The sequence below is a fragment of the Lentibacillus sp. Marseille-P4043 genome, assembly GCF_900258515.1.
In the GTDB taxonomy this organism is placed as follows: domain Bacteria; phylum Bacillota; class Bacilli; order Bacillales; family Amphibacillaceae; genus Lentibacillus_C.
Genome location: NZ_LT984884.1, coordinates 2,855,134 through 2,866,743, shown reverse-complemented (window position 1 = coordinate 2,866,743; position 11,610 = coordinate 2,855,134). Strand labels below are relative to the sequence as shown.

The 11,610-nt window shown below is 35.2% G+C and carries 19 protein-coding genes; 3 read left to right on the top strand and 16 right to left on the bottom strand.

Annotated features, from left to right (window positions below):
- Positions 1-5: 5 nt before the first annotated feature.
- On the bottom strand, positions 6-323 hold the full coding sequence (locus C8270_RS14215) for a hypothetical protein (protein ID WP_106497465.1): 318 nt from the start codon (positions 321-323) through the stop codon (positions 6-8).
- A 34-nt stretch (positions 324-357) separates the two neighbouring features.
- Positions 358-774, bottom strand: coding sequence for a hemerythrin domain-containing protein (locus C8270_RS14210; RefSeq protein ID WP_106497464.1), 417 nt, complete (start codon positions 772-774; stop codon positions 358-360).
- Between the two features lie 506 nt (positions 775-1,280).
- Here C8270_RS14210 and C8270_RS14205 point away from each other — a divergent pair.
- Positions 1,281-1,553 carry an acylphosphatase gene (locus C8270_RS14205; protein WP_106497463.1) on the top strand — a complete coding sequence of 91 codons (273 nt, stop codon included), beginning with the start codon at positions 1,281-1,283 and terminating at the stop codon, positions 1,551-1,553.
- 41 nt (positions 1,554-1,594) lie between these two features.
- Here C8270_RS14205 and C8270_RS14200 read toward each other — a convergent pair whose 3' ends face one another.
- A complete protein-coding gene (locus C8270_RS14200) occupies positions 1,595-1,834 on the bottom strand; it encodes a DUF362 domain-containing protein (RefSeq protein ID WP_106497462.1) in 240 nt (79 codons plus the stop codon).
- 224 nt (positions 1,835-2,058) lie between these two features.
- Between C8270_RS14200 and C8270_RS14195 the strand changes: the two genes are divergently transcribed.
- Entirely contained in the window at positions 2,059-3,249 is a 1,191-nt protein-coding gene (locus C8270_RS14195) for a M14 family metallopeptidase (protein ID WP_106498548.1), read from the top strand.
- 20 nt (positions 3,250-3,269) lie between these two features.
- Here the strand turns inward: C8270_RS14195 and C8270_RS14190 are convergent, their stop codons facing one another.
- The 13 genes from C8270_RS14190 to C8270_RS14140 all read right to left on the bottom strand — a co-directional run bounded on the left by C8270_RS14190 (position 3,270) and on the right by C8270_RS14140 (position 10,358).
- Positions 3,270-3,818, bottom strand: a complete 549-nt coding sequence (locus C8270_RS14190) for a histidine phosphatase family protein (protein WP_106497461.1) — start codon at positions 3,816-3,818, stop codon at positions 3,270-3,272.
- Between the two features lie 179 nt (positions 3,819-3,997).
- A complete protein-coding gene (locus tag C8270_RS14185; protein WP_106497460.1) occupies positions 3,998-4,204 on the bottom strand; it encodes a DUF6501 family protein in 207 nt (68 codons plus the stop codon).
- A 59-nt stretch (positions 4,205-4,263) separates the two neighbouring features.
- On the bottom strand, positions 4,264-5,223 hold the full coding sequence (gene msrB / locus C8270_RS14180) for a peptide-methionine (R)-S-oxide reductase MsrB (protein WP_106497459.1): 960 nt from the start codon (positions 5,221-5,223) through the stop codon (positions 4,264-4,266).
- A gap of 79 nt (positions 5,224-5,302) precedes the next feature.
- Positions 5,303-5,818 carry a YqfQ family protein gene (locus tag C8270_RS14175; protein WP_234028570.1) on the bottom strand — a complete coding sequence of 172 codons (516 nt, stop codon included), beginning with the start codon at positions 5,816-5,818 and terminating at the stop codon, positions 5,303-5,305.
- 270 nt (positions 5,819-6,088) lie between these two features.
- The gene (locus tag C8270_RS20075) at positions 6,089-6,250 is read right to left on the bottom strand and encodes a hypothetical protein (protein ID WP_158701735.1); all 162 of its coding nucleotides are present in this window, start codon (positions 6,248-6,250) and stop codon (positions 6,089-6,091) included.
- A complete protein-coding gene (locus C8270_RS20070; protein ID WP_158701734.1) occupies positions 6,243-6,404 on the bottom strand; it encodes a hypothetical protein in 162 nt (53 codons plus the stop codon). The genes C8270_RS20075 and C8270_RS20070 overlap by 8 nt, the downstream gene beginning before the upstream one ends.
- Positions 6,405-6,609: 205 nt before the next feature.
- A complete protein-coding gene (locus C8270_RS14170) occupies positions 6,610-6,828 on the bottom strand; it encodes a YozE family protein (RefSeq protein ID WP_106497458.1) in 219 nt (72 codons plus the stop codon).
- Positions 6,829-6,839: 11 nt separating this feature from the next.
- Positions 6,840-7,610, bottom strand: coding sequence for a twin-arginine translocase subunit TatC (gene tatC / locus C8270_RS14165; protein ID WP_106497457.1), 771 nt, complete (start codon positions 7,608-7,610; stop codon positions 6,840-6,842).
- A gap of 134 nt (positions 7,611-7,744) precedes the next feature.
- On the bottom strand, positions 7,745-7,918 hold the full coding sequence (locus C8270_RS14160) for a twin-arginine translocase TatA/TatE family subunit (protein WP_106497456.1): 174 nt from the start codon (positions 7,916-7,918) through the stop codon (positions 7,745-7,747).
- Between the two features lie 21 nt (positions 7,919-7,939).
- Positions 7,940-8,146, bottom strand: a complete 207-nt coding sequence (locus C8270_RS14155) for a twin-arginine translocase TatA/TatE family subunit (protein WP_106497455.1) — start codon at positions 8,144-8,146, stop codon at positions 7,940-7,942.
- 145 nt (positions 8,147-8,291) lie between these two features.
- On the bottom strand, positions 8,292-8,870 hold the full coding sequence (gene mobA / locus C8270_RS14150; protein WP_106497454.1) for a molybdenum cofactor guanylyltransferase: 579 nt from the start codon (positions 8,868-8,870) through the stop codon (positions 8,292-8,294).
- A gap of 9 nt (positions 8,871-8,879) precedes the next feature.
- Positions 8,880-9,371, bottom strand: coding sequence for a dihydrofolate reductase (locus tag C8270_RS14145; RefSeq protein WP_106497453.1), 492 nt, complete (start codon positions 9,369-9,371; stop codon positions 8,880-8,882).
- A gap of 27 nt (positions 9,372-9,398) precedes the next feature.
- Positions 9,399-10,358, bottom strand: a complete 960-nt coding sequence (locus tag C8270_RS14140) for a thymidylate synthase (RefSeq protein ID WP_106497452.1) — start codon at positions 10,356-10,358, stop codon at positions 9,399-9,401.
- Positions 10,359-10,535: 177 nt separating this feature from the next.
- Between C8270_RS14140 and C8270_RS20770 the strand changes: the two genes are divergently transcribed.
- Positions 10,536-11,546 (top strand): C40 family peptidase, encoded by a 1,011-nt coding sequence (locus C8270_RS20770; protein WP_325034782.1) that lies wholly within the window; start codon positions 10,536-10,538, stop codon positions 11,544-11,546.
- Positions 11,547-11,610: the final 64 nt, after the last annotated feature.

Below are 11,610 nucleotides of genomic sequence, written 5' to 3'. Positions count from 1 at the left end.
CCTTATTATATTTTCATCATTTTAAAGTAGTCGGCAATCATTACTTCTTTACATTCCTCACCGAGCTCTTTGATAAATTCAGTAATAGGCGTGTCTAATTTATTTATTGCGTCGATAGTGAACAACTGTGACTTTGTATGAGCAAATCCATCACCAAAGTGGATAAGAATTCGGTAATTTGATCCCTCTTCTGCTATATTTGCTTGAACATCGTAAGCGTGAACATGCAAACTTTCCAATTCAGTTTCGATATATTCGTAAAGCTTCGGGAATAATACCCTTATTGGCTGTTCATTTTCTAGTTTCTTTCCCTTTTGTTCCAAGGATTTTCACCTCCAAATGCTGTCTAATTAATGATCAATGATGTGGTAATATTTTCTCTTCTGCTTGATTATGAAGCTGATCAACTAAAATGAGAGCCTGAAATCGTTGAACAACTTCGTCACTTATACCATCTTCGTTTAACATCGTTCTAATTTCCTTTACCAAAAGTCGTAACAGGTTATGATCACGTGTTAATTCAATAATCGACTCCTTCAAATCTGGTGTCGCTTCAACCAATTCTTTATATAATCCTTCTTCTTCTGAATCCGCATGTCGAAGTGTTCGGTTTTCCCAGTGTTCCACTACGACAAAAGCAACTTCCAACGCTTTATCGTAATGCTCATCTTTAACAAGACGATCAAGTAATTCAGTTAACTCTGCAGCCTCATGTAATGCTGCTTCGTGAATGGCGGAATGGCTATCCGTATGTTTTAAAGCTGGACCTGACATATAGGCTTCACTCCTTTGTTTAGAATTAAATATAGTTACAATTACATCTACAAAATTCGTCAAATTCATTTAAAATAACTGTTGATATTTCTAAGAATACCATGGATAAAATTGTATAACAATAGACTTTCAAATTAGTGTGATAACGATCACAATGTCATTTTTTTGCCATAGATTAGATGGAAAATGATCACAAATCTTTTAGCTGCAAGCGATTTCAACGACGTATAGATCATAGCCTATTTTAAAATATGGAATGATGTAAATTGTCTTCCCTGATTATCCTTTATCAGCATTCCATATTATCTAATTTTTTACACCCTTTCTATTCCATTTTTTACTTTTTAATTACATGTATGTTTCTGTGTAAATAAACAAGCTATTATTTATCATCTTCCCAATTTACAGAAAAATAAAACTAGCAATGATTATATTTCTTTCTATGTTTAAATTATTCATTTAAGGTTAAATAGAATGGTAATAGTAATGTAAGGAGATGTCGTGGTTTGCTTGCACATATTATTGTTAGTGGACGTGTTCAAGGGGTTGGGTTCAGGTATTCAGCAAAGCAATCAGCAATAAAACATCAATTAGTTGGTTGGGTACGAAATAACTCTAATGGCACAGTAGAGTTAGAAGTCGTTGGAGATGAAAGCCAGGTGAAACATTACCTAGACATACTTAAATCTGGATTTAATCGATTTATTCGTGTTGATGATCTACAACTAGAGACTTCAGAAAAGACAACCAAGGAATTTGACTCCTTTTCCATTAGATAATTCCATAGTTAAAGCCGCTATCATAGGGTAGCGGCTTCCGGTTATCGGTCTTCATAAAATTTTCGGTTTAATTCTATATATTCATTTTCTTCCTCTGGTACTTCGTCTTCCATATAAATCGCTTCAACCGGACATACTGCTTCACAGGCTCCACAGTCAATACAGATGTCGGGATCAATGTAGAACATATCTTTACCTTCTTCTATACAATCAACCGGACATACTTCCACACATTCCCCTGATTTTTCATTTTTACAAGGTGATGTAATAACAAATGCCAAGCAAATCTCCTCCTTTTACCGTTTTGTTTCTAGCATATATTGTACAAATCCGCTTTTATGTAAATTTGTATATTATTTATAGTACCGAACAACCCTGTTTCTTTCAAGCATTTCGGCATAATAATTCATTTTTTAAACAGCACAATCATAATATTTTTAACAGGGGAATTTTTTGCATATATACGGAAAAAGACGGCCGATCACATGGTAAGGGGCGATTGCAAATGAAGGTAACGATTCGGAACAAGGATTCTTTTTGGTATTTTAGCCAATTATTCGATATTCCACTAGTATTGATCGAAACCTCAAACCCAGGACTTGATCCCACCAATTTACATGTTGGACAACGTGTCAATATTCCTGGTTATATATTAAGTAACTATACAATCAAAAATGGTGACACGTTATGGAAAATAGCAATTAACCGAAAAATTCCAATGGATGCATTGTTTTTAGTAAATCCATTTGTGAATCAATACAGTTTACTTGTTGGGCAGCAGATTTTCATACCGGAGCGTTTACAGGACTACATTGTACAGGATGTGAATCATTATACATACGAAAAAATGTGCCAAGATTTAGAGCAATTGATTGACGTTTACCCATTTATCGTAAGACAAACAATTGGACACTCGGTAATGGGAAAAGATTTAGTCGAACTGCAACTTGGAATTGGTGACAAACAAGTTCACGTGGATGGTTCATTTCATGCGAACGAATGGATTACGACTCCAGTGATTATGCGATTTTTAAATCAATATGTGTTATCACTTACCAATAACGTATCAATTCGTGGTATTTATATGCTTCCAATGTATATTGATACAAGTTTTTCACTTGTTCCCATGGTTAACCCTGATGGAGTGAATCTTGTATTAAACGGTTCAGATGCAGCAGGTTCCTATAAACAGTTCGTCTTGAATTTAAATAATCAACAGGATGATTTTTCAAATTGGAAAGCAAATATTAAGGGAGTTGATCTTAATAATCAATATCCAGCTTTGTGGAACATAGAAGCGGATCGAAAACCTACAACGCCACAACCACGAGATTATCCAGGACCACATCCATTATCAGAGCCTGAATCTATTACAATGGCTGAATTAGCAAGAACACGGAATTTCACACGGTTAAATGCTTTTCATACACAGGGAAAAGAATTTTATTGGGGATTTGAAGGATCTGAGCCACCAATTTCAGCTATCATTGCTGAAGAATATGCCCGAGTTAGCGGATATACTGCCGTACGGTATCTAGACAGTTATGCAGGTTATAAAGATTGGTTTATCCAGGAATTTAAAAATCCAGGGTTCACAATTGAGCTAGGAAGTGGGATGAATCCATTGTCCATAAAAAAATTTCCAGAGATATATCAGGAAAGTTTAGGAATCATGTTGGCAAATTTATATTTATGAGTAGTAATCTACGGGTAATTTCAATTCCACAGACATTCCACTGTTCTTGTGTCGTTTCTTTCGCAAATTAAATAAACATCAGGATTTCTAAGTGCTTTCCACTGTTCAAATCCAAACGTTTGGTCAAATTGTTTTAACAGCAATGTGATTAAATTCCCGTGGCTAACGATAATTGTATTTGATGCTGTATCATCAGCGAAAACAGTGTCGAGCACTGCGTTTGCCCGGTTTATTGCATCATTACCTGATTCGCCACCAGGCAAAGTAAAGTCAAGATCAAGAAAAGATTGCTCTAATACATCTAGCCAATCATCAATTGGTTCATTACTCAAAATTCGCTCCGTTAAATTTTCATTAATGTCAATCCGAGTATTTATCTGTTCGGCAAATGGTTTGATACTCTCAATTGCTCGTAAATATGGACTGGAAATAATTTTATCAACATGAATTTTCTGTTCACTAAAAAATCTTGAAAGTAGCTGAGCTTGTCTCATTCCTTCGTATGTTAGTGGTGAATCTTTATGTTGACCATCAGCGGAACAATGACGAACCAAAAATATATTTTTCAATACTGTTCAGTCCCTCTTTTTAGGATTGTGTGCAGGCTTACATAAGTTGACTATCGAATGATTAGAAATTATGAATTAATTATAGCACTAATTGCTTCGATAAGAAACATTTTTCATTTCATCTTTGACAAATAATTGCAAAATTATGCATACAAAAAAATAACAGGGTATTTCCCCTGTTATTTCACCTCTTCGAAATAAGTTTTTAGAAATCCGCCAATCCGCTCGCTGTTATCAATAATAAAATAAAATTCATCTGTTTCATTTTTAACATCGTACATTTTTCCAGGTGTTAATTTATTATTTACAACGAATTTTTTGGCATCAGCATGTACGCATTTAATTTGCTTGATCGTTTCTCTATTTTCCCAATCTAAATGAATCATTTTCCACTCTCCACCATCGTTATTAAGTTTACATAATAATATTATTATCAACTTGTAGTTTACTGAAATAAGTACAGATATTTTTCATATCCTTCTTGAATCATTTTTTCTTTTGGAATAAACCGCATGGCAGCTGAATTCATGCAATAACGTAACCCGCCTTGTTCTTTTGGACCATCATTAAAAACATGCCCTAAATGGGAATCCCCTTCTTTACTTCTTACTTCTGTTCGAATCATTCCATGTGTTGTATCTGTATTCTCCTTTACCTGGTAATGATCAACTGGTTTTGTAAAGCTAGGCCAGCCGCAACCGGCATCGAATTTATCGTGGGATGAGAACAATATTTCTCCTGATACAATATCGACGTAAATTCCATCTTTTTCATTATTCCAATATTCATTTTGAAAAGGTCGTTCCGTGCCATTTTCCTGAGTAACATTATATTGGATTGGTGTTAACTGTTCTTTTAGTTTCGATTTATCACTAGATTTCGTCCAGTTATTTTTAATAAAATCAGCTCTCCCCGATCCTTTTTTATACATTTTATAATGAAATGCGTGTGTTTTATAATAATCCTGATGCTCGTCTTCAGCTGGATAAAAAGCTTTAGCGGGAATAATTTCTGTTACAATTGGTTTTGTAAATTTCCCGCTATCTGCTAATTTTTGTTTTGATGCTTCGGCAATTTCTTTTTGTTTTTCATTATGATAAAAAATCACCGTTTGGTATGATGCTCCCCGATCATTAAATTGTCCACCAGCATCTGTTGGATCTATTTGCTGCCAAAACGTTTCAACAAGCTGCTCATACGTCATGATTGATGGATCGTACGTTATTTTTACAGCTTCAACATGACCAGTTGTATTAGAGCAAACTTCTTCATATGTCGGGTTTTCCGTTGTCCCACCAGTATAACCAGACACCACATTGATAATCCCTGGCCGTTTATCAAATGGTTCTACCATACACCAAAAACATCCACCGGCAAAAGTAGCTACTTCTTGATTTACTACCATTTCATTACCTCCACTAAACTGTATTTGTTTCTATTTTTTCGTCTTTCCGGATAAAAATCAAGTTGTGCGACTCATTATATCAAATAAATAATTTCGGTTTCGATTCTCCGTTATTTTGGTTGGTCTCCGTTTTTATTTGCTCCGTAGAATTACTGGATTCGCCTTGTGTTGTTGTATGATGTTGTTCCGTTGATGGTGAAGTTGTCTCTCCATCTGCATCTCCATCTCCATCTGGTTCATTATCAATATCTTTAAATGCCTTCATCATTTTAAACATAACTGGAATGTTTTTTACCATTGGTCCGTATTGTTGCACCATTGGGGCTGCAGACTGAGCTATTTTTAAAACTTGCTGTACATTATTTAACGTACTTGAGAGCCCCCCTGCTGCACGTGTTGGCAATGATCCTTGCTGTAACGTCTGAGGCTGGAATATCCGGCCAATTATATTCTGCATCGGGTTACCACGGGACTGTGGTTGCTGACCAGTTATCGCTCTATTTGAAAACATTGGATGGACCGGGTTGCGTTGTAAAGGATTTGGTCTCATTTGATTAGGTGGTAAATTTGGTGGACGTTGGGTTGGGAATACCATAATTACCCCTCATTTCCATAATTGTTTCTAGATTATTGTACGTATTTTTCTATAAAGAGTGTAGGCCATCTGATTGAAAAAGTCTTTACCTTACTTTTGATAAAAATTTTAAAAGTAGAATCAAATATGTTGTACGGTTTTTCACGACATATTTTAAGGTTATGAGGAAATAATTACACGTGTATTTCCCGGGAAACCGCAGTATACAACAAATTTTTATATTTATATGGCAGTTTTTGACGAACAGTAAGGAAACACGGAGCAATCCCCCTATAGTTCAGCTAATTCTCCAATGGAATAATAGTCATATTGTTCGTAAGCTTGTTGGTATTTTTGACTAATTTTTTCCCAACTGGATTGCTGTTGTTGAAAGGTTGTTTCCATCTTAGCTATTTGTTTTTTATAGTTAGCAGCATCTGCAATATTATCCATTATCCGGCAAGTGTTTTGCCAATTCCTCTAATTTTGTCTCGGTTACTGCTTTATTTGTGATTGTCTGATAGCTTTCTAAAAGTTGATCAAACGTTTGTTTAAATTCCTTCTTCCTCTTTTTAGCTCCTGATCGCTGTTTTTTTAAATTCTCCAAATGCACCAATTTAGAATCACCGGCTACAATGATCAGATCAGGCGTCTCTTCTTTTACAATTTCGATTAATTGCTGAAGTATATTATCCTGTTCTCGGTCATATGAACACTATTTCAAATGCCAATCAGCTTTATGTAAAAGTTTCATTCGTTATCCTCCTGAGTTTCTATTATTTATTAAAAAACTCTGGATATGCTCCAGAGTTTTAATCTTCGTGTGTTTTATATAAATCCCATACCTCATCAAATACTTGTAATGCATTTGTAAATGGACTATTCCATTCTAGGTAGTTACTTATTTCAGCGTAATTTGTTGAATGTTTTGGGAAATCATGATCGTAAAAAATCCAATCCGCAAGACGACTTTTAGCTTCGGGTTGTTTTACACCACGAAAAGTCATTATATAATGGTAAAATGAACGCATGAACAATCCCCCTAATCATAGTTCTCCTGCTCCATAAATTCCTGATGTTTTTTTAGTTTTTTTCGATAGACGATACCGGAAAGGTAAATGCTTATTTCATATAAAATAATTAATGGGACTGCCACAATAATTTGTAAGACAAAATCTGGTGGTGTAACAATGGCCCCAATAATAATTAACACAAAATAGGCATACTTTCTTGTTTTCCGCATAAAATCAGGGGTCAAAATTCCGAGACTAGTTAAAAACATGGAAATAATTGGAATTTCAAACAATACTGCGAACGGGATTGTTACACGAAGTAAAAATTTAAAATATTTATCTACGGTAAACAATTCATTAAACATGCCATTATTCAATGAAAGTAAAAATGGTAAAATTAGTTTGATAAAAATAACGTAGCCAAACACTAATCCCCCGATAAATAGTAAAAATACGGCTGGAATATAGGCCAACGAGGCTTTTTGTTCGGAACGCGTAAGTCCGGGTTTTATAAAGAGCCAAATTTGTAGAAACAAAATCGGAATAGTGCCAATCACGGCAACTAAGCCTGCCATGGTGAAATAAATCCAGATGATTTCACCAGGACTTATAACATTTAGTGAAAAATCCAAATCATTAACGAAAAACCCATAAATTTCCTTTACATAAATAAATCCCAAAGTAAAGAACAAAACGAAAAATACAGCAGTAACGATCAGCCTATTTCTTAATTCTGATAAATGTCCAGTTACATTCATTTCTTTTTCATTTGTGGTAACAGATTGTTGATCTTCAGACATTGATTCACTCTCACTTCCTGGAGCTTAAGCACAAAAGAAGATGCAAGGTTATTGCCCTTACACCTTCATATGGTCATTTTATCCCGCATGAACGGGCAGTAAAACTTCACCGAATGAAGTTTTTATACTAGGTATTATTTGTTTTTATCTTTATCATCATCAGAGACAATATCTTTTGTAGCATTTTTAAACTCCTTCAACGAACTCCCAAAAGCTTTTCCGATTTCCGGTAGCTTTGATGGACCAAAAATGACTAACGCGACGATCAATATTAAAATTAATCCTGGTATACCGATATTGCTAAACATAATGTATCACTCCGAATGATTTTATTGGTTTTCTTTCCCATTAATAATTTCTTTTGTTTCTTTCACTTCATCGGTAACGTCACTTGTAAGCTCTCGTGCAGAGTTTTTAAATTCACGTAATGAATGACCTGCAGCTTTCCCGATTTCCGGAAGTTTTTTCGGCCCGAAGATGACTAAAGCAATAATTAAAATTAAAATCAATCCTGGGAATCCTATATTTGATAACATAAGCACACCTCTTTGTAGTTAATTATAAAGCTATTCCTATTAACTTGAAAACAATTTGCGAAAAAAATACTCACAACGTTCATAAACTTAATTATGTAGCTTGTAAACGTATATAGTTTAACATGATTACCGTTGTAAGGACAACTTATACTTTCTTAGCTTGATCATATTGCATGGGATAATTCATGTTAAAAAAATGTTTTGTCAGTATTTCTGCTGAAATCGTTGCAAAATGATGAACATAATTTACTTGAATATGATCAAGAATACCACGTACTTTCCGGTTATCATTCATTAACTGATGCTGAATTGTAGGCAATACTGATTTTCGATAAATACCTGCGAGCGGATGCATTTGGTTCTCAAAAATAGGAACAACAGCATCGTATTGATTTAATTGGTCAATTAAATATGCATATACATACTGATTTATAAATGGCATATCACAGGCAGCAATTAAGAAAATATCCGCTTCCTGGTGGTATAAAGCTGTATCGAGTCCTGCTAATGGTCCTTTGTTTACATACCTGTCTTCAATCAATGGTACATGAAGAAATTTATATGCGGATGGTTCATTTGTTACAACAACGACCTCATCACTACACTTCATTAATTCTTCGGCAACATGTTCAATTACGGGTTTGTTTTGAAGTGGTAACAATGATTTATTTTTTCCCATTCTTGTTGATTTTCCACCTGATAGAATCACACCACAGCTTTTCACATTATCTCCTTACCTTCGATCATATTGTAAAAAGTAATAATCATAAGGATTCTTTTCGTTCTTTTCTCCTTGTGCTTTTGAGGTCAATGACCAATCCTCCATTGTGAAAATTGGAAAATGGGTATCTCCTTCAAAGGAATGATCAATAAATGTAATATACATGCGATCAGCAATATCGATTAATTCCTCGAAAATGGTCCCTCCACCTATGATGAAAATTTCTTCATCTGGAGTTTCTTCCTTCCATTTAGCTACAGTATCCAAATCATGAATGACGTGAACACCTTCTGGAAATTTACTGGGATCCTGCTTGGTAATCACAATGTTTTTCCGTTTAGGCAGTGCCTTACCAATCGATTCGAATGTTTTTCTTCCCATAATAATCGTATGATCTGTTGTAAGTTCTTTAAAAAACTTTAAATCGTTTGGTAGATGCCATGGCAAGTCTTTGTCAGAACCAATCACTTGATTATGGCTCATTGCGACGAGTAATGAGATCAACGTTAAATTCCTCCTTCATTTCATCAATTAAACAGCTATGGGGGCTTTAATGGCCGGATGTGGATCATAGTCCACTAATTCAAAGTCCGTTAGTTCAAAATCAAAAATAGACGCTTTCTCTGTATTTAGTTTGATTGTTGGCAGGTTCCTTGCTTCTCTTTCCAATTGTATGTTTACTTGCTTTACATGATTGGAATAAATGTGTGCATCACCGAGCGTATGAATGAATTCGCCAACTTCTAAATTACATTCGTGGGCGATCAAGTGTGTTAATAGTGCATAGCTTGCGATATTAAATGGTACTCCTAAAAAGATATCCGCACTTCGCTGATACAACTGACAAGAAAGTTTTCCATCAGCTACGTAAAATTGAAACAATGTATGGCATGGTGGTAATGCCATGTTTCCTGGAACGTCTTCAGGATTCCAAGCCGTTACGAGATGACGGCGTGAATCCGGGTTTGTTTGAATCGATGTAATCACTTGCTTTAATTGATCGATCGTTTCATTTTTTGATGTTTTCCATGCACGCCATTGCTTACCATAAACAGAACCAAGGTCACCGTATTTTTTTGCAAATGTGTCATCATGAATAATATTATCCTTAAAGATAGCCATCTGCTCTTGGTAAAGCTTATTAAATTCTGGGTCCTGCAGACTGCGATTACCAAAGTCTGTCATATCTGGACCTGTATAATCAGAGCTTTCCACCCATTTTTTAAATGCCCATTCATTCCAGATGTTGTTATTATTCTTAACTAAATAGCGAATATTTGTGTCCCCTTTAATAAACCAAAGCAATTCACTTGCTACAAGGCGAAAGGGAACTTTTTTTGTCGTCAAAAGCGGAAACCCATTTTTTAAATTAAAACGCATTTGATGACCAAATACAGAGTAGGTTCCCGTATTGGTACGATCATCTTTATTTGTTCCATTTTGCAGTACATGTTTACATAAATTTAAGTATGCTTGTTCATCTTTCAGCATGTAATCTCCTCCGGTTTTTGATACTAATAACATGATTAAATGTATTATTAAATTTCCGTTAACTGAAGTTTTCACTTTACCCCATTGTAACATAAACGTAATCCGTAGTAGATCATAAACCATTCATTATCGCATAAAACTGTTTAAGAAGAATGAAACATGAAAGGGGACATTCTTGTGAATGGAACTGTTGAACATGTTATGAAACAATCTGTTCTTTATAGCTTCATGTTAAGCCAACCGCTTGCTACCTATGTTGATGCATATCCAATGCTTCAAAATGATTTATTAATCGAAGCGGAACTTGCAGAATATGGTGAACACAGTGAAACAGTTCGCGTATTACAACAAAAATTGAATAAGCTAGCTTATTATGATGATCATATTGATGGTGACTTTGGTATTTTGACAGAACATGCACTAAAAAAGTTTCAAACAGATCATAACATTACAGTAACTGGGCAAGGTGATATCAAGACAATATATGCATTGATTGAAGCCGAAAAGGAGAAGTATATGGAGCAAATAAAAGATTTGTCCGAAACGATTTATCCTGGTTTGCATAGCAATGATGTAAAACTTGTACAGCAAGCCTTACATTATTTTGGCTATTATGAGGGAGAAGTGGATGGGATTTTCGGACCACGTACAATGCAAGCCTTAAAAATTGCCGAGGATGAACACAATATCGAACTCACAAATGGAATAACGCAACAAAAACTGACAGTACTGTACGAAAAGGCCGACGATAAACAGGAAAAGACGCCAGAAATAAAGACGGCTACCAAAGACAACGAACAAAAGGTGAAGCAGGTAGACGTTAAAGGAACAAATAATGCTCAAATAGCCCAAGTCGCCACCCAATACATTGGTACCCCTTACGTATGGGGTGGTGAAACGCCGGGTGGTTTTGATTGTAGTGGATTTATTCAATATGTTTTCCAAACCCAAGGTATCACAACACCAAGAACAGTTGGTGATATGTGGAATTTTTCCCAGCCTGTGGGTAGTCCATCAATTGGGGATCTTGTCTTCTTTGAAACCTACAAACCCGGGCCATCACATATGGGAATTTATCTAGGTAACGGGGAGTTCATTCATGCTGGGGAATCTCGGGGTGTAGAAATAAGTGAAATGAACAATTCATATTGGGAATCCAAATATATTGGGGCAAAACGAATCAATTAGTTGTGTGGCCACTCATTTTATAATAATCACTTGAACAATGAGAAATACTAGGCATATTAAAGCC